Origin of the sequence: Silicimonas lutimaris (genome assembly GCF_047314965.1) — a bacterium.
Classification (GTDB): Bacteria; Pseudomonadota; Alphaproteobacteria; order Rhodobacterales; family Rhodobacteraceae; genus JAVJUV01.
The window spans coordinates 227,072-249,771 of record NZ_JBLBVK010000058.1; the positions used below are offsets into that span (position 1 = coordinate 227,072).

General features: G+C 62.4%; 21 protein-coding genes. 3 read left to right on the plus strand and 18 right to left on the minus strand.

Going from position 1 to position 22,700, the window contains the following annotated elements:
• Nucleotides 1–7 precede the first annotated feature (7 nt).
• Together ACKLNI_RS20740 and ACKLNI_RS20745 are read left to right on the plus strand one after the other, a co-directional pair.
• Complete coding sequence (locus tag ACKLNI_RS20740; protein ID WP_413721014.1) at nucleotides 8–1,375, plus strand: c-type cytochrome; 1,368 nt, start codon at nucleotides 8–10, stop codon at nucleotides 1,373–1,375.
• Between the two features lie 339 nt (nucleotides 1,376–1,714).
• Nucleotides 1,715–3,034: an MFS transporter gene (locus tag ACKLNI_RS20745; RefSeq protein WP_413721015.1), complete on the plus strand. Its 1,320-nt coding sequence runs from the start codon at nucleotides 1,715–1,717 to the stop codon at nucleotides 3,032–3,034.
• Nucleotides 3,035–3,103: 69 nt separating this feature from the next.
• Here the strand turns inward: ACKLNI_RS20745 and hemN are convergent, their stop codons facing one another.
• The 16 genes from hemN to ACKLNI_RS20825 all read right to left on the minus strand — a co-directional run bounded on the left by hemN (nucleotide 3,104) and on the right by ACKLNI_RS20825 (nucleotide 19,897).
• Nucleotides 3,104–4,456, minus strand: a complete 1,353-nt coding sequence (hemN, locus tag ACKLNI_RS20750) for an oxygen-independent coproporphyrinogen III oxidase (RefSeq protein ID WP_413721016.1) — start codon at nucleotides 4,454–4,456, stop codon at nucleotides 3,104–3,106.
• A 16-nt stretch (nucleotides 4,457–4,472) separates the two neighbouring features.
• Complete coding sequence (gene bchJ / locus ACKLNI_RS20755; RefSeq protein ID WP_413721017.1) at nucleotides 4,473–5,063, minus strand: bacteriochlorophyll 4-vinyl reductase; 591 nt, start codon at nucleotides 5,061–5,063, stop codon at nucleotides 4,473–4,475.
• Between the two features lie 3 nt (nucleotides 5,064–5,066).
• Nucleotides 5,067–6,686: a magnesium-protoporphyrin IX monomethyl ester anaerobic oxidative cyclase gene (gene bchE / locus ACKLNI_RS20760; protein WP_413721018.1), complete on the minus strand. Its 1,620-nt coding sequence runs from the start codon at nucleotides 6,684–6,686 to the stop codon at nucleotides 5,067–5,069.
• A gap of 97 nt (nucleotides 6,687–6,783) precedes the next feature.
• Nucleotides 6,784–7,479, minus strand: a complete 696-nt coding sequence (locus ACKLNI_RS20765; protein ID WP_413721019.1) for an RraA family protein — start codon at nucleotides 7,477–7,479, stop codon at nucleotides 6,784–6,786.
• Complete coding sequence (locus ACKLNI_RS20770; RefSeq protein WP_413721020.1) at nucleotides 7,476–8,168, minus strand: alpha/beta fold hydrolase; 693 nt, start codon at nucleotides 8,166–8,168, stop codon at nucleotides 7,476–7,478. Before ACKLNI_RS20770 ends, ACKLNI_RS20765 begins: the two co-directional genes overlap by 4 nt.
• The gene (locus ACKLNI_RS20775; RefSeq protein WP_413721021.1) at nucleotides 8,165–9,289 is read right to left on the minus strand and encodes a cobalamin-independent methionine synthase II family protein; all 1,125 of its coding nucleotides are present in this window, start codon (nucleotides 9,287–9,289) and stop codon (nucleotides 8,165–8,167) included. Before ACKLNI_RS20775 ends, ACKLNI_RS20770 begins: the two co-directional genes overlap by 4 nt.
• 82 nt (nucleotides 9,290–9,371) lie before the next feature.
• Nucleotides 9,372–10,337, minus strand: coding sequence for a cupin domain-containing protein (locus ACKLNI_RS20780; protein ID WP_413721022.1), 966 nt, complete (start codon nucleotides 10,335–10,337; stop codon nucleotides 9,372–9,374).
• Nucleotides 10,334–11,317 (minus strand): nuclear transport factor 2 family protein, encoded by a 984-nt coding sequence (locus ACKLNI_RS20785; RefSeq protein WP_413721023.1) that lies wholly within the window; start codon nucleotides 11,315–11,317, stop codon nucleotides 10,334–10,336. Before ACKLNI_RS20785 ends, ACKLNI_RS20780 begins: the two co-directional genes overlap by 4 nt.
• The gene (locus ACKLNI_RS20790) at nucleotides 11,314–12,336 is read right to left on the minus strand and encodes a LacI family DNA-binding transcriptional regulator (RefSeq protein WP_413721024.1); all 1,023 of its coding nucleotides are present in this window, start codon (nucleotides 12,334–12,336) and stop codon (nucleotides 11,314–11,316) included. The genes ACKLNI_RS20785 and ACKLNI_RS20790 overlap by 4 nt, the downstream gene beginning before the upstream one ends.
• Complete coding sequence (locus ACKLNI_RS20795; RefSeq protein WP_413721025.1) at nucleotides 12,336–13,100, minus strand: SDR family NAD(P)-dependent oxidoreductase; 765 nt, start codon at nucleotides 13,098–13,100, stop codon at nucleotides 12,336–12,338. Before ACKLNI_RS20795 ends, ACKLNI_RS20790 begins: the two co-directional genes overlap by 1 nt.
• The gene (locus tag ACKLNI_RS20800) at nucleotides 13,097–14,140 is read right to left on the minus strand and encodes an ester cyclase (protein WP_413721026.1); all 1,044 of its coding nucleotides are present in this window, start codon (nucleotides 14,138–14,140) and stop codon (nucleotides 13,097–13,099) included. Before ACKLNI_RS20800 ends, ACKLNI_RS20795 begins: the two co-directional genes overlap by 4 nt.
• Nucleotides 14,137–15,447, minus strand: coding sequence for a histidinol dehydrogenase (gene hisD, locus ACKLNI_RS20805; protein ID WP_413721027.1), 1,311 nt, complete (start codon nucleotides 15,445–15,447; stop codon nucleotides 14,137–14,139). The genes ACKLNI_RS20800 and hisD overlap by 4 nt, the downstream gene beginning before the upstream one ends.
• 133 nt (nucleotides 15,448–15,580) lie before the next feature.
• Nucleotides 15,581–16,462 carry a carbohydrate ABC transporter permease gene (locus tag ACKLNI_RS20810; RefSeq protein WP_413721140.1) on the minus strand — a complete coding sequence of 294 codons (882 nt, stop codon included), beginning with the start codon at nucleotides 16,460–16,462 and terminating at the stop codon, nucleotides 15,581–15,583.
• A complete protein-coding gene (locus tag ACKLNI_RS20815; RefSeq protein ID WP_413721028.1) occupies nucleotides 16,462–17,487 on the minus strand; it encodes a carbohydrate ABC transporter permease in 1,026 nt (341 codons plus the stop codon). The genes ACKLNI_RS20810 and ACKLNI_RS20815 overlap by 1 nt, the downstream gene beginning before the upstream one ends.
• A 58-nt stretch (nucleotides 17,488–17,545) precedes the next feature.
• On the minus strand, nucleotides 17,546–18,772 hold the full coding sequence (locus tag ACKLNI_RS20820) for an extracellular solute-binding protein (protein ID WP_413721029.1): 1,227 nt from the start codon (nucleotides 18,770–18,772) through the stop codon (nucleotides 17,546–17,548).
• Between the two features lie 75 nt (nucleotides 18,773–18,847).
• On the minus strand, nucleotides 18,848–19,897 hold the full coding sequence (locus ACKLNI_RS20825) for an ABC transporter ATP-binding protein (protein WP_413721030.1): 1,050 nt from the start codon (nucleotides 19,895–19,897) through the stop codon (nucleotides 18,848–18,850).
• Nucleotides 19,898–20,004: 107 nt separating this feature from the next.
• On the opposite strand from ACKLNI_RS20825, the gene ACKLNI_RS20830 reads away from it, so the two are divergent.
• Nucleotides 20,005–20,988 (plus strand): ester cyclase, encoded by a 984-nt coding sequence (locus ACKLNI_RS20830; RefSeq protein WP_413721031.1) that lies wholly within the window; start codon nucleotides 20,005–20,007, stop codon nucleotides 20,986–20,988.
• Nucleotides 20,989–20,993: 5 nt separating this feature from the next.
• Here ACKLNI_RS20830 and ACKLNI_RS20835 read toward each other — a convergent pair whose 3' ends face one another.
• On the minus strand, nucleotides 20,994–21,824 hold the full coding sequence (locus ACKLNI_RS20835; RefSeq protein ID WP_413721032.1) for a GNAT family N-acetyltransferase: 831 nt from the start codon (nucleotides 21,822–21,824) through the stop codon (nucleotides 20,994–20,996).
• The gene (locus ACKLNI_RS20840; RefSeq protein ID WP_413721141.1) at nucleotides 21,821–22,516 is read right to left on the minus strand and encodes a GntR family transcriptional regulator; all 696 of its coding nucleotides are present in this window, start codon (nucleotides 22,514–22,516) and stop codon (nucleotides 21,821–21,823) included. Before ACKLNI_RS20840 ends, ACKLNI_RS20835 begins: the two co-directional genes overlap by 4 nt.
• Between the last annotated feature and the right edge of the window lie 184 nt (nucleotides 22,517–22,700).

Consider the following 22,700-nt stretch of genomic DNA (forward strand, 5'->3'; position numbering starts at 1 on the left):
GTCTTCTGTGGCAGTCATCTTCGCTCTTGCCGGATGCTACGACGACGAGAACGACCATCGTTCGACTGTCGGTCAGGTGCCAATGACGCCCCAGACTTCGGGTGACCCTGAACGAGGCTACCATGCGCTGTTGAATGCGCCTTACGTTTCCTGCGGCATTCCTCTGGATGCTTTTGTCCGCCTTGCGCCGGATGCCCCAACTGAGCCACTCGCGGGTCGTACCGGCCGAAATGCCGAACTGCCGTATGCTGCCACGTCGGTTGTAAACGAAGATGGCGTCGAGGTCGTCGCGTCAAACTGCCTGACATGCCATGCTGCCGAGATAGATGGCGAACTGATCATTGGCCTTGGCAACGAGTTTGCCGATTTCACCAGCGACCCTCGCCGTCTGGCGCTGCGCGCGGGCGCTTTTGTCAGCGGTGCGGCTGAAACGCGTGCGTGGGAAACCTGGGCTGACAGGGTCGAAGGCATTGGTCCCTATATCCAGACGAAGACTATAGGCGTTAATCCCGCGACGAATCTGACTTGGGCCCTGATGGCCCATCTCGATCCCGAGACGTTGAAGTGGTCCAAGACGCCTGTCATCGACCCGCCGCCGGTTGATCCACTTCCGATCAGTGTGCCTCCCTGGTGGACGTTGTCGAAGAAGAACGCGATGTTCTATACGACCATCGCGCGAGGTGATCATTCACGTTACATGCTGCTGGCATCAATGCTTTGCATCGACGGGACAGGCGATGTGGAAGAGGTCCTGGATTACGCGCCGGACATACGCGCTTACATCGCCTCGCTCGACGCACCGGAATGGCCCTGGGATGCCGATGAACTCCTTGTTGAGCAGGGCGAGGCCATTTTCAACGACGTCTGTGCAGAGTGCCACGGTACCTACGGCGAGGAAGAGACCTATCCCAACCGGGTATATCCTCTTGGAAAGATCGGCACCGATCCGGCTTACGCGATAGAGCAGACCAACGGTGATCGCGACAGGTTCTACGATTGGGTCGAGCGTTCGCCATATGGAGACGAATACTCCGCCGCGCCGGCTCCAGGTTACATTGCGCCGCCTTTGGACGGTGTGTGGGCGACAGCACCCTATCTTCACAATGGCTCGGTGCCTTCGATTGCCGCGCTTTTGAGCCCCGAGGCGCGCCCAAAATTCTGGCGCCATCGTCTGCCACGAACTTATGTCCGGGAGGGCATGGGCTGGGCTTACGACGCCCTCGAAAAGGGACAGTTGGAAGAGCCCGATCCGAGCGCACGGCGACGCATATACGACACGACATTCCGGGGGTACGACAACCGGGGCCACAGCTTCGGTAGCGAGTTGCCTGCCGCAGAGAAGACGGCACTGATCGAGTACCTGAAGACTTTGTAGGACATGCCGTTTCCTCCGGGGTAGGTCGTGTTTCGTGCGAGACGGTAGCGACAAGGTCAGCGTCATCCGGCGTGTCCGAGGGCGGCGGATTCGATAGTCTCCTTCCAGCACGGCTTGCTGAAAGCGCCAACGGCGAACAACGCATTGCGCCAGCTTGTCGTCTTTCCCCGAGACAGCTAGCGTCATTTCACGAAAACGCGCTGTCTGACTTCAAGCTGCCGCATGTGGTACGAGGGACCGATACGCGCGACCTTACGGTTTCGCTGGAACATGGAGATGATCTCAGGCTTTCTGAGATGAGAGAGTGAAAAACAAGGCCTTGCAAAACTGAGGCTGAGCATGCTGGAAATCCTTGCCGACCGTACCTATCGACACCTTTTCCTTGCCCAGGTGGTCGCTTTGCTTGGGACCGGCCTCGCGACCGTGGCGCTTGGGCTTCTCGCCTATGATCTGGCTGGCGGCAACGCGTCGATGGTCTTGGGGGCGGTCTTCACCATCAAAATGGTTGCCTATGTTGGCATTGCCCCCTTGGCCGGAGCGTTTGCTGACAGGGTCCCGCGACGCGCGTTTCTCGTGATGCTGGATCTGGTCCGTGCTGGTGCCGCTCTATGTTTGCCGTTTGTCTCGGAAGTCTGGCACGTTTATGTCCTGATCTTCCTGCTTCAATCGGCGTCAGCCGCTTTCACGCCGACGTTTCAGGCGACAATTCCTGACGTTCTTCCCGAGGAGGCGCGCTATACCCGTGCGCTTTCGTTGTCGCGACTGGCATACGACCTCGAAAACATAGTCAGTCCGACGCTGGCAGGTTTGCTTCTGGTGGTATTAAGTTACAACGCACTTTTCTTTGGAACCGTTGCGGGTTTCGTCGGTTCGGCATTGCTTGTCGTCTCGGTCATTCTGCCAAGTCCGAAGTCGTCAAAACCCCGGGGCATCTACGACAGGACTACACGCGGAATTCGCATCTACCTGGCCACGCCTCGTTTGCGCGGCCTGCTGGCTCTCAATCTTGCTGCGGCGTCGGCGGGAGCGATGGTGCTGGTCAATTCCGTGGTTCTCGTGCGAGGGATGCTTGATCTTGGGGAAAGCTCTCTCGCCTGGACGATGTTTGCGTTCGGGGCGGGGTCGATGCTTGCTGCGATGGCTCTGCCTCGACTTCTGGACAGGGTTAGGGACCGCCCTGTGATGATCGTAGGAGCGTCATTGATGGTCGTGGCGCTTCTGGGCCTTGCCGGTGAAATCGCGGCGCTTGGTGTCGGCTGGAACGCGCTGCTCGTTGCTTGGGTTTTGGTGGGGCTGGGATACTCGGCGGTGCTTACGCCGTCGGGACGGCTTTTGAGGCGCTCGGCTCATACGGCGGACCGGCCTGCGCTTTTCGCCGCGCAGTTTGCGCTTAGCCATGCATGCTGGCTGTTCACCTATCCGATTTCTGGCTGGTTGATGACCCGTTTCGGGCCAGTCATTGCGCTTCTGACGCTGGCAGTTTTGGCCGGCTGCGGAATTTTGATCGCGCTGACTCTTTGGCCCAGGGAAGATCCCGATACCGTTGAACATACCCACGACAATTTGCCGAGCGACCATCCTCACCTGCAAGGCGGTCGAAATCACGCGCATCCTCTTGTCATAGACGAGGAGCATCCGCGCTGGGGGTCGAAGTTCTGATGCCGATGCGGCGCGAGGAACCGCGAGGGAGTAGGAGGTTGCGTTTAGCTCCGACCGGAATGATCCGCGTCAGACGGCGACTGCGTGGCGGGCCTTATTTGCCGACAGGTATTCGTCGAATGCAGATGCCACGACCCGTACCAGAGGTTTGCCCGCTTCTGTCAGACTAAGGCGGCCAGCGACGAAATCGATCAGTCCTTCGCGCATGAGATCCGTCAGGACACCGGCGGAGGAAGCATACCACCTTTCTGGCGCTCCGAATTTTTTCGCGGCCGCGTGCAGGTCAACCTTCCCGAGGCACATCAGCGCTTCGATCACATGTCCGCGCAACGCGTCTTGTCCGATCAAAGCCCGCCCCCTGGCAATCGGAAGTCGGCCTTCCTCGACGTTGCGTGCCCAAGCCCCGGTTTCGCTGATGTTCTGGGTGAAGCCCTCGGGCGTTCGACTGATCGATGTCGCGCCAATGCCGAGCAATGCCTGGGCATTATCTGTTGTATATCCCTGGAAATTGCGTCGCAGCGTGCCTTCGGCAAGAGCGATCGCCATATCGTCCTCGGGCAAGGCGAAATGGTCCAGCCCGATGGCCACATAGCCTGCGCGCTGAAGCGCTTCCGCGGCTGCGGACGCCTGGTCAACGCGACCGGCGCTGCGCGGCAAGGAGGCCGCGTCGATCATGCGTTGTTTCTTGGCCATCCACGGCACATGGGCATAGCCGAACAGGGCGATACGATTGGGACGCATTTCGGCGCAAATATCGATGGTGTCGAGCAGCGTTTCGGTGGTCTGGTACGGGAGCCCATAGATCAGGTCGAAGTTTATCCCCGAAATGCCGGCTGCCCGGAGATCGTCGACCGCGGATTTTACCATATCGGGCGGCTGGATGCGGTTGATGGCAGCCTGTACCTTGGGATCGAATTCCTGGACCCCAAAACTGGCACGTGTGAAGCCGAGCGCCCCAATGCGCTCAATCATCGATTTCGCAAGCGTTCGCGGATCGCATTCAACCGCCAGTTCCGCGTCTTCAGCGATGTCGAAGCGTTCCCGGATCGCAGTCATCGTGGCCTCGAAATCATCCGGATCGAGAACCGTCGGAGTTCCGCCACCCCAATGCAGATGCGACACTTGCATGCGATCCGGCAGGGTATCGGCAAGTGTGACGACCTCTCGCTTCAGGGTTTCCGTGTACTCCTTAAGCGGTGCCCTTTTCGACGCAAGCTTCATGTTGCAGCCGCAGTACCAGCAAATCTGTCGGCAGAAAGGTACGTGCAGGTACAGCGAAACCGGAAGCTCTGGATCGAGCCGTGTCAGCCAGCTCTGGTAGATGTCGGCGTTCACAGCATCGGAAAAATGAGGTGCCGTTGGGTAACTCGTATATCTGGGAACACTCTGCTCGGCATAGCGTTGGAAGGCTTGGGAGGTCATCTTCTTGTTGTTTCCATTAGCTCAGGTCGATCACGAATTGACAGGCCTTGTCGGTATCGCGGCAGCACGTGAGGTGGCGCACCTTCGCATCACGATGCACCAAACGCCTGAACAGGCGCTCAAATACGGCCACATGCCAAGCACAGTTGGGTAATGCGAGCGGATTTTCCCTGATCGAGATCAAATGGGCAGGGTCGCGCGACACTTCGCAGATGCCGGATCCGGCAAAAGTCCATGCGTTTCGGTGGATTGCGTTCATCAAGAGGCTGGCTGCGACGGACCTTGGCACGATATGAAAGCTTGCCTTTGCGATCCAAGGGATGCGGTGAGCGATCACGTAATCGGCAGTCTTTCGTCCGGCGGATGAAGCGATCGTGCTGGCCATCTCGTCGGGGAAATGATCCCAAAGCGCGCGCATCAGCCGAGCTGGTATGCGCTGATCGATCATTTCGCCAGGAGGCGTGTCGAAAAGCGACTCGAGACCTTGGTATGAAAAGAATGATCTGGCCTCCTGTTGCCCAATCATTTCTTCAAGGGCAGCAGCGAGTTGAACGACTGCGTTCGGACCAACGAGGCCAGGAGGGTCGAGGACAGATGTCCCGTCCATGACCTATTCACCCGGAATCGTTGTTTCGGCCGGAAGCTGGAAGTCGCCGGCGCCGCAGGCCTTGACGTTGGCTGCTTCGCGCCTTGCGCGGGCTCTGGCGGCACGGTCGGCCGCCGCTTCCCAATCGTCCATCTGTGCCGGGGCGATAGTGCGGCTGCGATCGAAGTTGAAGTTGACGCCCTTCTTGGATTGAGGTCCCCAGTAGTTGGCCTTGCCCAAATCATAGAACTTGCGCTGGAAGCCTGCCTTCATGAAGGCTTTGAGACATCCGAGAAGATACCTGCGCCGGAACCCGGTGCCGCGCCAGGGGTAATAAAATAGCGCCTTGCGCATGTAGAACCGGCGATAATTGTGCATGACCCGATCCAGCAGGGTCGCGCGGTCCATCGCGTCGGGCGACATGATCGGAGTGACGAAATTGTATTTCGAGAAATCAAAGACTTCGACCTTGTCCTTGATCTCGGCAAAAAGCGGTGTGAAGGGCCAGGGCGTGTACATGGCCCAGTTGGCCAGATCGGGCTGCCAATCCCACGCCATTTGGAAGGTTTCTTCCAGCGTCTCGGGCGTCTCGTTGTCGAGTCCCACGATGAACTGTGCTTCGACGAAGATATCGGCCTCGCGCAGGAGGCGGATCGCCTCCTTGTTCTCTTCGACCTTGGTTTCCTTGTTGAATTGATCGAGTTTCAACTGCGCTGCCGCCTCGGTGCCGAGGGAGACGTGCACCAGTCCGGCCTCGCGGTAGAACTTGAGCAACTCGCGGTCGCGGTAGATATCGGTCACGCGGGTGTTGATGCCCCATTTGACCTTTTCGTTCAGGCCGCGGTCGATCAATTCCTGGCAGAAAGCGATGAATTTTTTGCGGTTTATCGTCGGCTCCTCGTCGGCGAGGATGAAGAAGCCAATGTCGTGCTCGTTCACCAGCGTCTCTATTTCGTCGGCCACCTTCTTGGGGTCGCGCACCCGGTAATCGCGCCAGAATTTCCACTGTGAACAGAAGGAGCAAGTGAAGGGGCAACCGCGCGCCATGTTCGGGATCGCAACGCGAACGCCAAGCGGCACATAGATGTATTTCGACCATTCCAGAAGCGACCAGTCGGGGTTGATCGCGTCCAGGTCCTTGACGGTGGAGGCGGCCTGCGTGGCCATGATCTCGTCGCCGTCACGGAAGGCCAGCCCCTTGATCTTCTTCCTGTTTGCTGGCCAGTCGCCGGCCGCGATGGTCCGGATCAACTCGCGGAAGATCTCCTCCCCCTCGCCGCGAACGATGACGTCGATCCAGGGTGCTTCGGAAAGGACCTGTTTGTACATGAAGGTCGCGTGGATGCCGCCGAGAACACGGACTGCGTTGGGGACTTCCTCCGAGGCGATCTTGAGGACATCTTCCGCCTTGTAGATGGAGGGTGTGATGGCGGTAGTGCCTACGACATCCGGTTGTAATTGCTTCAGTTTTTGCCTCAGTTCCTCGTCGGGAAGGTCGTTGGTCATCGCGTCGATGAAGTGGATGTCATCAAAGCCCGCATCCTTGAGGTGCCCGGCCAGATAGGCGACCCAGGCGGGGGGCCAGTTGCCTGCGATTTCTGCGCCACCCGAGTGGTAATTTGGATGGATCAATGCAATGCGCATGGCGCTCCCCCGATCTGTGTCAATTTAATCTGACAGCTTGACTGTCATTTCAAATTGACACAGATCAAATTTCGGTCGGGGAGCGGCGGAATCCTTATCAGGTTCGAGCTGCTTCGAAAGCGGACCAGGCCTCTTCGAAAGCGTCAAAATCGAAGCCGGGGCGCCGTGCCGGTTCCAGAACCAGCTTTTCGGTCGCGAGCAGTTTCCTGATCGCGGTTTCCAGACCATCCACGACCTCGGGTGGAATGACCAGCGCGCCATGCCGGTCAGCATGAATAAGATCGCCGTCCCGGACTGTAAGGCCGAAGATGGACACAGTTGCTCCGATCTCGGTCACATGCACGAAGGCATGGCTTGGGCCGATCGAGCCTGCAACCACCGGAAACCCGTCCGGCAGGTCGCCCAGATCGCGCATGACGCCGTTGGTCAGCGCGCCAGACAACCCGAAGCCCTTGTGGACTGTCGTGTTTATCTCACCCCAGAACGCCCCAATGCAGTTGGGAAAATCCATATCTTCGACAACGGCGATTGCGGGGCGAGGGCCTGAGGACATGTGCCGATAGTAGTCCATGCGGCGTTGACGAATGGTTTCCAATGGGTCCGCGGGCGGATGGGTCGCAGCGATGCGCGCGGTTCTGGCAAAACCGACCATTGCCGGACCATCCGGGACGGAAGACAGCATCGTGCCGCGCGTGAAGTTCGAAAAACCTCGCCTGCCCTCTGCCACTTCGATGGCGTTGCAGACAGTGGGCGTATCGACCTTGCGGAGCAGGGTGAGCAGGGTGTCGTTCATGTTTCCTCCAGCCAGCGGGCAAGCGCCGCGGTCGTTTGATCGGGTTGTTCGAGTGTTGGCATATGCCCCGCGTTTTCAATGACTTCCAGCGTGGCGCGCGGGATCAGCCGTGCCATGAGTTCGTGCCGTTCGACCGGACACAGACGGTCCTGCCGACCACACAGGATCAGGGTCGGGACGTCGATCTTTCGCAGGGTGTCTTCCTGGCTAGCGCGGTCGCGAAGCGCCAGCGCCTGTGCCTCGAAGACTTCGGGACCGGCCGCGCGCGCCATATCGAGGCAGAGGTCCAGAAGGACCGGTTTCGCCGGGCTGTCGACAAGGTAGGCCGGCTTCAGTTCCTCCTGCATCACCTGGTCCAGTTTGCCGGCCTTCACGTCCGCGATCTGCCGGTTGCGGATGTCGAAGTTCTCAGGCGCGTCGGCGAAGGGCGTGGTGTCCATCAGGGCCAATCGTTCGATCCGTTCGGGAGCTTGCGAATAGACTTCCATCGCGATGATGCCGCCCATCGAGAGGCCGCCAAGCGAGAAACGGGGAGGGGCGGCAGCGAGCAGGTTCTGCGCCATCGCGGGAATACTCTTACCGGAAGGCATAGGCGAAAGGACCTGCCGTTCGCGTCCGAAACGCGTGATCTGTGGCCCGAAAAGCCGTCCGTCGCACATGAAGCCCGGGATCAGGACAAGGGGTGTCATCCCACCAGCGCGGCGCCTTCGGCCAGCGTCTTCAGCTTGGCGTAGGCGATGTCGGGATCGACGGCGCCGAAGCCCGCGAAGGTGCCGAAGCCGCAATCGCTGCCGGCGATCACGCGGTCCGGGCCTACGATTTCCGTAAATCTTTCAATGCGTTGCTTCACGAGCTCCGGATGTTCTACAAAGTTGGTCGTCGTGTCTACAACGCCCGGGACCAGAACCTTATCATTCGGTATATCGCCCGCACGGTCGCGGAACACTGTCCATTCGTGGCCGTGGCGGGGGTTCGACGTCTCGAACAGCACATAACGGGCCTTGGCCGACATCAGCGTTTCGAACATCTTCGACATCGGAATGTCGCAGACATGGGGCCCTTCGTAATTGCCCCAGCAGATATGGACGCGCACCTTTTCAGCGGGCACGTTGGAGAGCGCGTGATTCAGGGCCTCGACATGAGATTGGGCGACCTTGACGAACTCATCATCCGACAGATCGGTGAACAACATGTGACGCGAGAGGGCGAGGTCGGGGCAGTCGAGTTGCAGATCGAGCCCGGACGCGACGATCGTCTCGTATTCCGCCTTCATCGCATCGGCCAGTGCAGCCAGGTAGGCGTCGCGGGTCGGGTAGAAATCATTCTGCAAAAACAGGGAGATGACGCCCGGACTTGCAGCGTTCATGAAGCCGCGTTCGATCCCGTTTGCGGTCATCGCTGCCTTTAGGTTGGCGATATCCTTTTCCAGTTCACCCTGGCCCTTGGAGCGCACTTCGCCCACGCACATCGGACGAGCGTATTTGGGTGTGCCGCCGTCATTTGCCAGTCTTTCCAGGAACTTGGGGAAGAGTTTTAAATCGGCTGGCGCGTTCCGGGGGCTGTCGCCGTCGAAGCCGGTGTAGCGATCCTTGACGTAGGTGGCGTAGCTGATCTTGGAGGTTTCGCCGTCGGAGACGATATCGATGCCGGCATCCTTTTGTTTTTTAACGGTTTCCGCCACGGCTTCGGTCATTGTCTCATCGAATTCCGCCTGGGAGTAGGGTGTGTTCCGCTCGCGGGCGAAGATGAAATCGACGACTTTCTGGCTGCGCGGAAGCGATCCGACATGAGTGGTGAGGATGCGTGTCATGGTGTGATTTTCCTTGTCGGCAAAGCGTCGGCGAAGCGTCGGCAAAACGTATGGCAAGGGCGCGCGCCGGCGTCAGTTTTCGTCAACCTGTCCATGTCGCGCCTGCAGGATCGCTGGTCGCGACGATATGGTAGAGCGCGGCCTCACCCGTCATCGAAGGCACCGCGGCGTGGTCGAGGTTCTCGGGCACGCTCATCGTGTCGCCGGGGGCGAGAACCGTCTCTCCGCCTTCCCAAGTCACGCGCCAGTGCCCCTTGACCGGCATCAGAACCGAGGGGCGATCGTGGCGGTGCATCTTGTCGGTCGCGGACCCGCGCGTGACGAGATCAACCTCGAAGCCGGGCTTGTCGCGGATGATGCCGGTCTCGCCGATGACCTTGACAGGAGACTTTCCGGCGATGGCCACCATGTCCCAATAGCGCCGGACATAGCCGCCGATCACCTGCATCGGCGTCGGCTCGGGAAAGGCATTCGCCTCGTCCTCGGTCAGTTTCGGCATGGGGTTGACGCCGTCGGGCAGGGCTTCGCCCTTCTTGGTGTCGTAGAGCTTGCCGGTCTCGGCCAGGACCAGTCCGTGGTCTTTCGCGTCTTCGATCACCTGGGGCGCCCAAATCACCCCGCCGCCGGCGTCGTCGCCGCCCAGGATCGCCATGATCATCCCGTAATCCTCGCCGATGTTCTCGAAGCCACGGAAGATGCCGGTCGGAATGTTGAAGATATCGCCGGGTTCCATCACCACTTCTCCCGCGTCGCCCCAGCGGCCCCAGAAAAACCGCCAGCGGCCAGAAAGGACGAAGAACACCTCGGCCGTGCGGTGGCTGTGCAGCGAGTTCCGGCATTTCGGCGGCTGGCCCGCCGCGCCGATGTTGAAGCCGTGCGGGATCGTGATGTGCACATGCTGGTCGGGGCTTTCCGAGACGCCGCCGCCGATAATGGTGAAATTCTCCTTCTGGTTCGAACCAGGCGTATGGGCGTCAATGAAGGCCGTCTTGCAGGGTTTCAACTCGCCATAGCGAACGATGCGGGCGGCCATTTCTTGGGGGGTCATGTCTCACCTGTGTGAAGGAGGATTTGTTTCCAGATCGCGGTTTCGTCGATCAGGGCGTATTCGCGCCGGATGAGGGGCTGGCCCGTCACCAGCGCGCCAAACTCGGCATGGGCCATGCCCATGACATGTACATACGCACCGGTCGGCGGGCCGAAGGGGCCGGGGCCGTCGTGGGTGCCGTCGAGCGACCAGCGGATCGCGGCGCGGGGTGGCATCAGCGGGTCGTCGCGGCCGATCCGGTGATGGATGGTGAAGCGAGCCGAGGGGAATGCCTGCCGGAGGCCGTTCCAGAACATTAGCGGGCCTTCGCGCCCATGGGTCGTCAATCCACCGGCGTATTCGCCATGGATCGCGCGGTCATAGGCTGCGTCGGCGTCCTTGCCCTCCATCAGGGCGGCGAGGGCGTCGGCGTAGCGCAGGCCCCATTCGTTATCGTTGCCGTGTCCCGTATACGGGCCGGACTTGTCGGCAGCCGGGGTGAAAGGGCGGCTGCTGGCGTTGTGACCGCCCTCGCGGACGATCTGGGCGCGGGTGAACTCGCGCGGGGTCTGGCCCAGTTGGCGGACGATCGCGCCCTGGTCGCGGATCAGCCATTCGTCGTTGATCTGGTTCGCGATGGCGTGGCAGTCGGCAATGACGCGGTAGACCAGTTTCGTGCCTGTCGCAGGGCCGTAGACGCCGTCGGAGGCGTGGGTGGCGGTGGAGAGGATGCGGTGCGAGGACAGCATCCCGTCCTCGGGGGTGCCCGACCAGATCACGTCCTCGCCCAGAAGTTGGCGGTCGGGAAACTCTGCAAGCGTGGCGAGGGTGGCGTCGATCACGGTCTGGTTGCCGATCACGACCGAGGCGGGCGAGCGCACGACGATGTCGGGGGCGTAGTAGTGATTGAGCGTATCGACACCGCGCTCTTCCCAGATCTCGTGGGTGATCCCGAGGATGTAGTCGGAGAAGTCGCGGAATTTCGGGTCGAAGCCGATCATGCCTTCCAGTCCTTCGGGATGCGCGCGGAGCTGCGCACGACCAACGGCGCATTGACCTTGACCCGGGTCGGCGGTGCGTTGGGGCTCTCGATGAGATCGAGCAGGATGCTGACCGTGTTCTGCACCATCAGGTTCGCGCGCTGGCGGATGGTGGTGAGGTCATAGGCAAGCCAGGCGGCGGGAGGCACATCGTCATATCCGACGACCGAGACGTCTTCGGGCACCGAAAGGCCCAGTTCGCCGCGAAGGACGTCCATCACCACGAAGGCCATGTGATCGTTGCAGACGAACACCGCGTCCGGGTGGTCGGGACGGTCGAACATGCGCCGTGCCGCCTCGCGCGCCTCGTCGGCCTTGAAGTTGCCGACCTCACGGCAGTGAAGGCTTCGGCCAGCGCGGGCCAGCCCGTCGAGAAATCCCGCCTCACGGTCGCGCTGCGTGGAGGCGCCCTCCCATCCCGCGATGAAGCCGAAGCGGTCATGCCCGCCCGCCACGAGGAACCTGGCAACTTCCAGGCCGCCGGCGAAGTTGTCCGAGGCGACGGAAGAGAACTCGTCGCCTTCCTGGCGGCGGTTGAAGAGCACGATGGGTACGCCCGCATCGCGGCAGCGCTGGGCGAGGTTCGAGGACATGGCGACGGAGGCGGCGATGATGCCGTCGACCTGGTAGTCGAGGATCTCTTCCACCACGTCGTCGATGTTGCCGGCGGTCTGCGCGGCCATGAAGATCAGGACGTGATAGCCTTCGGCCTGGAGAGCGTTCGAGAGCTTTTCCAGCGCCTCGGGGTAGAAGTAGTTTTCGAGGTAGCTGACCACGAGTCCGATCATGCGGCTCTTGCCGGAGACCATGGCGCGGGCCAGGATGTTGGGGCGATAGCCGAGCTCTTCGGCGGCTTTCCGGACCTTTTCGACGGTCTTCTGCGAAGCCGAAGCGCCGGGCGTGAAGACACGGCTGACAGCCGACTGGCTGACGCCCGCGCGCCGGGCCACTTCCGCCGATGTTACCTTGGTCACGCCCATCAGTCCGCCGTCCAGCCTCCGTCGATCAGAAGCGACGACCCCGTCACGAGGGCGGAAGCGTCCGAGGCGAGGTAGACGACCGCGCCCATGATGTCCTCGACCTCGCCAACGCGGCCGAGCTTGATTTTCTCTTCGATCCAGCGGCGGCGTTCGGGGATGGCGAGGGTCTGCGCGCCGAGTGGCGTGCGGATGAAGGTGGGGCAGATCGTGTTGACGCGGATCTGCTTCGGTCCCCATTCGATCGCCATTGACTTGGTGAAGCCCTCGACGGCGTGCTTGGTGGCGCAGTAGACCGCGCGGTCGATGCCGCCCACATGGGCCATCTGGCTGGAGATGTTGATCAGGCTGCCGGGCTTTCCGGCCTCGGCGAGGCCGCGGGCGACGTTCCGGGTCAGGAAGTAGGCGGCTTTGACGTTGAGGTCGGTGGCGGCGTCGTAATCCGCCTCGGTGGTGTCCAGCGCGGGCGCGTGGCGGGCAAGGCCGGCGGAGTTCACGAGGATGTCGAAGGGGCCATGCGCCGCGACGGCGGCTTCGGTCGCCGCGAGGTCGGTCACGTCGAGGGCGAGCGGTATGGCGGACCAGCCTTCGGTGCGCATCTCAGCGGCCAGGCGCGCAAGCTCGTCGGCCCTGCGGGCGACCAGTGTCACCTCGGCGCCGGCCTCGGCAAGCGCCACGGCGGCGGCCTCGCCGATGCCGGAGGAGGCGCCCGCGACAAGGGCGCGCTTGCCGTCGAGGCGGAACGAGGGGGTGCGGGGCAGGGTCATGCGAAGGCTCCTTCTGGCAGGGTGACGCGGCCCGGAAGCCGGGCCTTGTTGAACTCGGCCATGCGGCCAAGCACATCGACGCCGATCTGCCGATAGAGGTCCAGAAGGTCAACAAGTACCCAGTTCTCGCGGATCAGACCGTCTTCCAGCCGCCAGAAGTCGAGGCTGCGAAGGAGGACTTCCTGGCCGAGGGGCGGGATGCCCATCCAGCCGTCTCCAGTGATCGTCAGCCGCATGTTGGGCCAGCCGGTTTCGGCGACATATGAGCCTTCGGCGATCCAGTGGGACATCAGGTCACCCATCGCATCGAGCTTGCGATCGGGCATGGCCCGGAGGAAGGGGATTTGATGCCAGTTGCGAAAGCCAGCGACGCCGCGTCCGGTGCCGATGCCGGCGGGGCCGTACCAGTTGAAGCGGGGATGCCAGTAGGTCTCCAGCTTCATCACCTCGGGGCCGCCCTGGGCGGGATGCCGGCATAGGTCTGTCAGCATGGCGACGACGTGCGCGAGCGCGGTCTGGCCGTCACCCGAAGCGGTCAGGCCGTCCTGCGTCTGGGGCGCGGGTGTGCAGAGGAAGGCACCCAGTTGCGGCGCCATCGGCCAGGCCCCCGCCTGCATCATCAGTTCGGGAATGTCCCAGATCGCCTGCATCTCGATGACGCGGCCATCTTCGATCCGGAAGAACTCGTGGTAGCGCATGTGGGCGAGGTGGCCGGTGGGCGGGATGCCGAGGAACGGTCCGAGATGTGTGCCCATGTAGTTGCCCAAGCAGGCGACCCAGTCCTGCCCCTCGGGCGTCGTACCCGCCGTCACGATCATGTCGCGGCGTTCGAGATCGGGCATGGCGGCGTGGAGCGGGCCGAGGCAGATGGACCAGAAGGCGTCCGGTCCGGTCAGTTCACCGAACGGGTGACAGAGCCGGAGGCGTGCGCCGGGTGCGAAGGATCGGGCGAGTTCGGACCGGACCGCGTCGGGACCGACCCATGCGGCGGCGGCCCTGAAGGGCGCAAGGGCTGCCTTGATCCGGTCCGGCGTCGTCATTCCGCGGCGGCTCCGTAAGGGACGTTTTTCCGGCCGTAGCGGCGGACGCGGATGTTGCATTGTTCGGCATGGCCGATGAAGCCTTCCAGCATGCAGAGCCGGGAGCCATATTCACCGACCATCGCCGCGGCCTCGTCGGTCAGGATTTTCTGATAGCTGTGGGTTTTCAGAAACTTGCCGACCCAGAGCCCGCCGGTGTAACGGCCTGCCTTCTTCGTTGGCAGGGTGTGGTTGGTACCGATTACCTTGTCGCCGTTGGCCACATTGGTCCGGGGTCCGAGGAACAGCGCTCCGTAGGCGTTCATGTTCTCGAGATACCAGTCGTCGCGGTCGGTCATGACCTGCACATGCTCATAAGCCATGTCGTTGGCGACCGCGAGCATCTCGTCATGGGTGTCGCAGAGGATCACGTCGCCGTAGTCGCGCCAGGAGACGCTGGCGGTTTCGGCGGTTGGGAGGATTTTCAGCAGGCGGTCGACCTCGGCCAGGGTGGCCTCGGCCAGTTTGCTGGAATTGGTGATGAGGCAGGCGGGCGAGTTGTAGCCGTGCTCGGCCTGGCCAAGGAGATCGGTGGCGCAGAGCTCGGCATCCACCGTCTCGTCCGCGATCACCATGGTTTCGGTCGGGCCGGCGAAGAGGTCGATACCGACCCGACCGAACAGTTGCCGCTTGGCTTCGGCAACGAAGGCATTCCCTGGGCCGACCAGCATGTGGACCGGCTCGATGCTTTCGGTTCCGAGCGCCATGGCGCCGACAGCCTGGATGCCGCCGAGGCAGAGGATCTCGTGGGCGCCGCCCATGTGCATCGCCGCGACGATGGCGGGGTGCGGTTCGCCCTGAACCGGCGGCGCGGAGGCGACGATGCGGGGGACGCCCGCAACCGAGGCCGTGAGAACTGACATATGGGCAGAGGCGACCATCGGGAACTTGCCTCCGGGCACGTAGCAGCCGACCGACTGGACTGGAATGTTCCTGTGCCCGAGGATCACACCGGGGAGCGTTTCGACCTCGATATCCGTCATCGAGGCGCGCTGGGCCTGGGCGAAGCCCCGGATCTGGTCCTGCGCGAAGCGGATGTCCTCCATGTCGCGGGCGGAGACCTTTTGCATCGCCGCCTCGATTTCGGAGGCGGTTAGGCGGAAAGCGGCGGGGTCGTACTTGTCGAATTTGACCGACAATTCGCGCACCGCCGCGTCGCCCCGCGCTTCGATATCGGCGAGGATGCTCTCGACCGTGGCGCGGACGCGCGCGTCGTCTTCGGCCTTCTCGGCATCGGGCTTGGAGGTCTTGAGATGCTGGATGGTCATGGTGAGGTCGTCTCCTGAAATTGTCTCTTCGCTCCGCCATGCGGAGCGACCCGCCGGGGGGCGCTGCCCCCCGGTCCCCCCGAAGTATTTCCGCCAAGAGGAAAGAGGCAACGGCTCTTTTGCGTGGCGCGGCTCATCCCTTGACCGCTCCTGCTGTCAGCCCACTGACGATCTGGCGCTGGAAGAACATCACGAGGATGAAGAGCGGAACGGTGGCCGAGACCACGGCGGCGACCGCGAACATCACGTTGCCCTCGGTATAGGTGGTTCCGAGGAAAGCGGCGATCTGGGGGACCATGGTGCGGTTCTGTTCGGCGAGCAGCATCGATGTCACCGCGAAGTCGTTATAGGCGAGTAGGAAGCTGAAGAGCCCGGTGGTGATCACGCCGGGCCACATCACGGGCACGATCACGTGGCGGAAGGCCTGGAACTGGGTGCAGCCGTCAACCTTGGCGGATTCGTCCAGTTCCTTCGGGATGTTCTGGAAGAAGGAATGCAGCATCCAGAGCGTGAACGGCTGGTTGATCGCGACCAGCACGATGATCGTGGTGGGCAGGATGCCCCAGAGGTTCCACTCGAAGAAGGGCAGCATGTAGCCCGCGACCAGCGTGATCGGCGGCATGGCGCGGAAGATCAGCGCGGCGATCAGGAGCCAGAAGGTGTAGCGGTACCCCGAGCGCGACAGGGCGTAGCCGCCCAGCGTGCCGATCGTCAGCGAGGTGCAGACGACAAAGAAGCAGACGATGAAGGTGTTGATGGCGGGGCGCCAGAACTCTTCCTGGACCCAGGCACCTTCATAGCCGGCGCCGGTAAAGGGCGAGCCGTGGGTCTCCATGGTGCGCTTGCCGGTCAGCGCGTTTGTCCAGTCGGCGATCGAGAAGAAATCGAGTTCCACCTTGAACGATCCCCAGAGCGTCCAGAGGAAGGGGAAAGCGGCCATGACGAGCCAGACAGCGACGAAAGCGCCGGTCAGGATGCGCAGGCTTGCGGGGGGGCGTTGCGCGCGGCTGGCCATCAGGTTCTTCCCTTGAAGTCGCGCCATGTACGCACCAGCACCGGCGAGAGGAGGATCGCCACGCCGATGATTGTCAGGACGGAGGTCGTCGCGGCGGCGGAAAGCTGGCGGGTCTCGCCGCCGAGATCGTTGAAGATGATCCAGCTGAGCGAAGTGGCGTGGGCGGAGGCGTTGAAGCCGACGATAGGTTCGAAGACCCGGAAGTTGTCCATCAGCTGAATCAGCGCCACGAAGGTCACCAGCGGCATCAGGTGCGGGATCACCACGTAGCGTACCTGCTGCCAGCGGCTGGCGCCGTCGATCTGGGCCGCTTCCAGCTGGTCTCGGGGCAGGGTCTGGAGGCCGGCATAGAACACCACGAAGGCGAAGGGCGCCGAGTGCCAGACCCCGTAGACGATCAGCATGATCCAGGTCAGCCCGGTCGACGCCTTGAGCGACAGGCCGGGGTCGTCGGCCAGCCACTGTATCGCCGAGCCGAGGATGCCGCGGCTGTCGATCATCCAGAACAGGATCAGCGAACCGATGAGCGGCGTGACGATCATCGGCAGGAGCGAGAAGAAGATCACCAGCCCCTTGAGGTGGCGGTGAAGAGAATTGACGGCGAGCGCGATCATGAGCCCGAAGGCGATGAGGAGCGGCGTGACCACGAATGTGAAGGTCAGAGTGAAGGCCATGGCCCGGTAGAAGGGCAGGTTCCGCAACTGGGCCCAGAACCGGCCCCAGCTTTCGGAGGTGGCCCAGGCCTCGGCGACCTCGGCGACGGCAAGGTGGCCGCGGTCGAAATAGACGTCGAGACCGACGAAGCGACCGAGCGGCTGCGCCTCGCGCAGCGCGCGGGTGGCGTCTTGGTCGATAGTGGTTTCCTTGTTGCAGCCGAAGGGGCCGCAGTTTTCGACCGTGACCAGAACCGCCTCATGCGGAGCGAACATCGACTGGATCACGACCGACACGATCGGCGCGGCGATGAACAGCAGCATCGCGAGGCCGGTGGGCAGGAAGAACCAGAAGAAGGTGCGGTGTTTCATGGGCTCGGATCTTGGGTGAGAGGCGAAGAGGGGCGGGCCCCTCTTCGCGGGAGGCGTCTCAGAGGAAGCCCTTTTCCTTGGCGGCGGCGACATAGGCCGCTTCGACATCCTTCAGGGCCTGCTCGGCGCTTTCCTTGCCCTGCATGAAGTCGGCGAGTTCGTTGCCGAGCGCGGTGTGCAGGAGGCCCATGTAGGGCAGCATCGGGTAGGGGATGGTGCCTGAATTGGCGGCCTCGAACACGCCGACGGCGGCCTCGGTAGGCTTATAGCCGTCGATCAGCCAGACGGCCTGTTTCGCGACTTCCGGATCGGAGAGGATCTCGGGGCGGATCCCGTTCATCATGGCGATGAAGGTGGCTTCGGCCTCTTCGTCCGAGATGTTCTTGGCCACGGTCCAGCCGTCCCACCAGAGGGTCGATGCCGGAGTGGCGCCGCCGCCCACGGTCATCGGGCCGGCGATGGCGAAGCCGTCGATGACTTCCTGAGGCACGCCATCGGCGGTGGTGAGCGTGGCGGCACGGCTGCCCCACATGTTCATCAATGCGACATTGCCTGCGCGGAACTCGGCGTTGGTGGCGTTCGAGTCATGGGTCAGGAAGTCGGGGTTCATGTATTCCGACAGCGCCTTCATCATCTCGAGCGTCTTGATGCCGGCCTCGGAGTTCACGTTGGGTTCGGCGGAGCCGGCCTTGAAGAACTCGCCGCCATAGCCGAGGTACATGTTGTTGAATTCCTGGGCCAGGTTCCAGCCCGCCGCATAAGCGCCGCCGACCGGGTTCTGAAGAATGCCCTGGTCGCGGATCATCTTTGCGGCGGCCAGCATGTCCTCGTAGGTTTTCGGTGGCTCTACTCCGATCTGTTCGAGGATATCGGCGCGGTAGACCAGATGCTGGGCATTGGCCATGAAGGCCACGGCCATGACCTTGCCGTTGATCGAGACCAGCTGGTTCGGCTTGAGACCCGCGCCATGCTTGGCGACGAGGTCGTCCAGCGGGCGGATCACGTCGTCGTTCATCAGCGCCACGATCGAGGAGTTAGCGATGATCGCGCTGGTGTATTCGGCCGGGTTGCCCTGCATGCCGGGCAGGTTGATCTTCTGGTGATCGGCGGTGAGGTTCGTCGAAACCTCGGCGCCGGTGCAGGCCTGCGCGCCAGCGCCCACGGTCTGGATGGCCGGAAACTCGTTGCCCACGATGCTGACGCGCGCCGAGATCGTGCATTCGGCCCAGGCCGTTCCCGCAGCCAGCGACATCGCGCTTGCCAAGGCTACTTTCTTCAGAAACATGATCGTCTCCCTGTTTGTTCGGTGCGTGTTCGAATGTTGCACCGGGTTGTCCGACAACGCGGAATGGATGGGGTCTCAGCCCCCTAAACGCTCACCGGTTTCGGCGTGAAACAGGTGGCAGGCTTCGGTTGGGACATGGATCGAGACCATGTCGTCGATTTCGGCGTGGTAGGTCTTGTCGGCCTTGACCGCGACAAGCGCGCCGCCGATCCGGACCGAGACCATGGTGGCGTCGCCGAGGAGCTCCAGCGTATAAATCGGCGCCTGGATCTGCCCGCCCGAGGGTACGACGCTGGCGTCTTCGGCGCGGAAGCCCAGCGTCACTTTTCCGTCGGGAGCGCCGAGGCCGGCGATTTCGGTCCTGTCGGCGCGGAAGGTGCCGCCCGACATCTGGCCGTCGATCAGGTTCATGGCCGGGTTGCCGATGAAGCCTGCGACGAAGGTGTTCGCGGGCGTGTTGTAGATCTCGGTCGGGCTGCCGACCTGCTGGACGATGCCCTGCTTCATTACCACGACGCGATCGGCAAGCGTCATGGCCTCGATCTGATCGTGGGTGACGTAGATCGTGGTGACTTCCAGTTCGTGGCTGAGGTTCTTGATCTGGGCTCGGGTCGAGACGCGCAGCTTGGCATCGAGGTTCGACAGCGGCTCATCCATCAGGAATACGTTTGGTTCGCGCACTATGGCGCGGGCGAGAGCCACGCGCTGGCGCTGGCCGCCGGAGAGTTCGGCAGGCTTGCGGTGCAGGAAATCGTCCAGTTCGACCATGGCCGAGGCGCGCCGCACCTTGGCGTCATGAGTCGCGGGATCCGTGCCGCGCACCTTGAGCGGAAAGCGGATGTTCTCGTAGACGTTCATGTTCGGGTAGAGCGCGTAGCTCTGGAACACCATGGCCACGTCACGGTCCTTGGGCTCCAGGTCGTTGACGCGCTTGCCGTCGATCAGGATATCGCCGTCAGTGGCGTCTTCCAGCCCGGCGATCATGCGCATCGTGGTGGTCTTGCCGCAACCGGAGGGACCGAGGAGGACGAGGAATTCCTTGTCGGCGATGGTCAGGTCGAAGTTCTCCACGCCAACGAAATTGCCCCAGCGCTTGCTGACACGGCGCAATTGGATTTCTGCCATGCTCCCCCCTGGTGAATGGCTTTTGCATACGCTTGCAAAAAAGGTAGACTCCAAGAGTTCGCTTTGGCAAGAGATTTTTGCAAGCGTATGCAAAATATGGTGCTGAGATGGGATTTAACTCAGAAAAACAGTTGGTTATGGAGCTTCAGGCGGCGTTGCGCGCAGGGGGTGAAGCGGGTGCTTTGCAGGCGATGTCGCGATTCTGCACCCCTGATCTCTTGTGGCGCGGCTATCACCCGTTCAACCAGCTTCAGGGTCCCGAAGAGGTCGCCCGGACATTCTGGGCTCCGCTTGCCCAGGCCTTCACCGCCTTGCATCGGCGCCAGGACGTCTTCATGGCAGGCCGTAACCAGATGGATGGGTTCTCCAGCGTCTGGGTCGTCTCGATGGGGCATCTTGTCGGGCTGTTCGACCGGCCCTGGCTTGGGATCGGTCCGACCGGGCGCATGGCGTTCCTGCGTTACTGTGAATTCAGCAGGGTCGAGGGGAACAGGATCGCCGAGACCGCGTTCTTTTTCGACATTCCGCACCTGATGATGCAATGCGGGATGCGGCCCTTTGAGGATCAGGCGGGCGCGCACCTGGTGCAGCCGGGGCCGGCCACCCATGACGGGCTGATGTTCGGGGATCGTCCGGTGGAGGAGGGCGAGGCGACGCTGGTCGCGATCAATGCGATGATCTCGGATCTGGGAACATGGCAGTCGGGTCTGCCGTTGGAGGAGGAACTGGCGCGGACATGGCATGATGACATGATCTGGTGGGGGCCGGCCGGGATCGGAGCGTGCTACACCATCGAGCGTTATGCGAGGCAGCATTCCGGACCGTTCCGGGCTGCCTTCTCTGACCGCAGTTCGACCGGGCATGTCTGCCGTCTGGCCGAGGGGAATTTCGGCGGGTTCTTCGGCTGGCCGAATTTCAGGGCGGCGTTGACCGGCGACTACCTGGGTATTCCGGCGGACGGGGTGCAGACGGAATTCCGGGTGATCGACATCTATCGGCAAAGCGGGGGCAAGCTGGCGGAAAACTGGGTGTTCATCGACATGCCGCATGTGTTCCGGCAACACGGGATCGAATTGCTGCCGCCCGCGTGATCCGATCAGCCCAGTTCCAGCGTCGTGACGGCGTAGAGTTCTGGCGGGCTTGCCGGGGGTGGTGAGCCACGCACCATGCGCGCGGTGTCGAAGGCCGGTTCGAAGGAGTGGTCTTCGAGCATCTTCCGAAGGCGCGGGCTGGCGGCGGGCACGTCGACGAAGAGCGGGCCGTCGGCAAAGGGTGCGGGGCGGGATTGCAGCAGGGCGAGCGCATCCTCTTCGGAGGCTGCGAGGAGGGGGCCGACTTTCGTGCCTTCGGCGCAGGTGCGAAACGTCGCGAAGGCGAGTGATTCCATTGGCCCGTCGAGAAGAAGAGTCTGGCGTCCGCGGGCGGGACGGAACCATGCGTCGGCATAGGAGCTCCGTTTGTGTCCGGCGGCGGTTGCGTCGGCGGCAATCAGTGCGGCAAGGTCGCTTTCCCTGGCGGGACGGATGCGGTTCGTCCGGGTTGCCGGGACATGTCCCCTGTAACGGACGGTCTGGCCGACATTCACGAACCCGGAACGTTCGTAATTCGCCTGTTGCGCCGGAACGCCATCCAATCCGACCGAGCGCGACCCGGCGTGCGCCAGCGCTGCGGTCCAGAGTGCCAGACCGTGGCCCTTGCCCCGGAACTCGGGGCGGCAGATGTAAAGCCCCAGAAAGGCGTGGTCAGCGTCGTGATTGACGACCGATATCGCCGCTGCAGGCCGGCCATCCACTTCGGCGAGGAAGAAGCCTTCGGGGTCGGCGGCAAGAAAGGCGGGGGCGTCGGAGTGTCCGGGATTCCAGCCTTCCTCCCTTGCCCAGTCGAGCACCATCAACAGGTCGGCAAGGGTCATCTGGCGGATTTTCATGACGACAACGCTTCTTTGAGGCTGCGCGGCGGCGTGTTCCTCTCGCGCAGGTCGAGTGCCGAGTGAAGGTCGACGAGGTGGCTGTGCATCAATTCCTCGGCCAGCTTTCCGTCGCCGCGCGAGATGGCCTCGACCAAGGCGTGGTGAGCGTGTTTCTCGCACAGGGCACTTTCGCGCCGCCAGTAGAGCGCGATGATGAGCGAGGAGCGTGCGATGAGGGCCTCGATGAAGGCGGCGATGGTGGTCTGATCGGCTATCCGGGCGATCTCGATGTGAAACAGCCCCGAGAGATGCAGGGCCGCGCCGTTGTCGGCGCGGGCGAGGGCATCGTGCTCGTCGCGGATGTGGCTGTTCAGGAGTGCGATGTCTTCCTTCGTCGCGCGTTCCGCGGCGCTGCGCGCCGTTCGCGGCTCTAGCAGGGCGCGTGCCTCGAACACTTCTCTGGCTTCGCGCGGCGTCGGTTGCGCGACGAAGGCGCCACGGTTTCGATGGATTTCGACGAGGTGGTTATGGGCCAGCGAATGGAGCGCCGCGCGGATGATCGTGCGGGAGACTCCGTAAATGTCGGCGAGGTCGTCTTCGCCGAGCTTCGTGCCCGGAGCGATCCGGTGCTGATGTATGGCAAGCGTCAGGGCCGACGCGATGTCGTCGGCCTGTGGCGTGCTTTTCTTTTTCGCTGTGTTTTCCAACATACCGTTCACCTGCCCCTTGAATGGCAGAGCCGAGATTTCCCCTCAAGCTGAGTCGGGCATGTATTGGATTTAAATCTTGATTGTATACAAAATTGTGCTCAAAAAGTAAGCACAGGGTCAGGATTCTGCCCTCAATTGGAGCGAGTTCATGTTTTGGGTGGGTCGAAGGCTGGCAAGGTCTTTC

Excerpts from the sequence above, each read along its gene's own strand:
- ACKLNI_RS20745 (WP_413721015.1), top strand. The coding sequence starts at position 1,715 with ATGCTGGAAATCCTTGCCGACCGTACCTATCGACACCTTTTCCTTGCC.
- hemN (WP_413721016.1), bottom strand. The coding sequence starts at position 4,456 with ATGACCTCCCAAGCCTTCCAACGCTATGCCGAGCAGAGTGTTCCCAGA.
- bchJ (WP_413721017.1), bottom strand. The coding sequence starts at position 5,063 with ATGGACGGGACATCTGTCCTCGACCCTCCTGGCCTCGTTGGTCCGAAC.
- bchE (WP_413721018.1), bottom strand. The coding sequence starts at position 6,686 with ATGCGCATTGCATTGATCCATCCAAATTACCACTCGGGTGGCGCAGAA.
- ACKLNI_RS20765 (WP_413721019.1), bottom strand. The coding sequence starts at position 7,479 with ATGAACGACACCCTGCTCACCCTGCTCCGCAAGGTCGATACGCCCACT.
- ACKLNI_RS20770 (WP_413721020.1), bottom strand. The coding sequence starts at position 8,168 with ATGACACCCCTTGTCCTGATCCCGGGCTTCATGTGCGACGGACGGCTT.
- ACKLNI_RS20775 (WP_413721021.1), bottom strand. The coding sequence starts at position 9,289 with ATGACACGCATCCTCACCACTCATGTCGGATCGCTTCCGCGCAGCCAG.
- ACKLNI_RS20780 (WP_413721022.1), bottom strand. The coding sequence starts at position 10,337 with ATGACCCCCCAAGAAATGGCCGCCCGCATCGTTCGCTATGGCGAGTTG.
- ACKLNI_RS20785 (WP_413721023.1), bottom strand. The coding sequence starts at position 11,317 with ATGATCGGCTTCGACCCGAAATTCCGCGACTTCTCCGACTACATCCTC.
- ACKLNI_RS20790 (WP_413721024.1), bottom strand. The coding sequence starts at position 12,336 with ATGGGCGTGACCAAGGTAACATCGGCGGAAGTGGCCCGGCGCGCGGGC.
- ACKLNI_RS20795 (WP_413721025.1), bottom strand. The coding sequence starts at position 13,100 with ATGACCCTGCCCCGCACCCCCTCGTTCCGCCTCGACGGCAAGCGCGCC.
- ACKLNI_RS20800 (WP_413721026.1), bottom strand. The coding sequence starts at position 14,140 with ATGACGACGCCGGACCGGATCAAGGCAGCCCTTGCGCCCTTCAGGGCC.
- hisD (WP_413721027.1), bottom strand. The coding sequence starts at position 15,447 with ATGACCATCCAGCATCTCAAGACCTCCAAGCCCGATGCCGAGAAGGCC.
- ACKLNI_RS20810 (WP_413721140.1), bottom strand. The coding sequence starts at position 16,462 with ATGGCCAGCCGCGCGCAACGCCCCCCCGCAAGCCTGCGCATCCTGACC.
- ACKLNI_RS20815 (WP_413721028.1), bottom strand. The coding sequence starts at position 17,487 with ATGAAACACCGCACCTTCTTCTGGTTCTTCCTGCCCACCGGCCTCGCG.
- ACKLNI_RS20820 (WP_413721029.1), bottom strand. The coding sequence starts at position 18,772 with ATGTTTCTGAAGAAAGTAGCCTTGGCAAGCGCGATGTCGCTGGCTGCG.
- ACKLNI_RS20825 (WP_413721030.1), bottom strand. The coding sequence starts at position 19,897 with ATGGCAGAAATCCAATTGCGCCGTGTCAGCAAGCGCTGGGGCAATTTC.
- ACKLNI_RS20830 (WP_413721031.1), top strand. The coding sequence starts at position 20,005 with ATGGGATTTAACTCAGAAAAACAGTTGGTTATGGAGCTTCAGGCGGCG.
- ACKLNI_RS20835 (WP_413721032.1), bottom strand. The coding sequence starts at position 21,824 with ATGAAAATCCGCCAGATGACCCTTGCCGACCTGTTGATGGTGCTCGAC.
- ACKLNI_RS20840 (WP_413721141.1), bottom strand. The coding sequence starts at position 22,516 with ATGTTGGAAAACACAGCGAAAAAGAAAAGCACGCCACAGGCCGACGAC.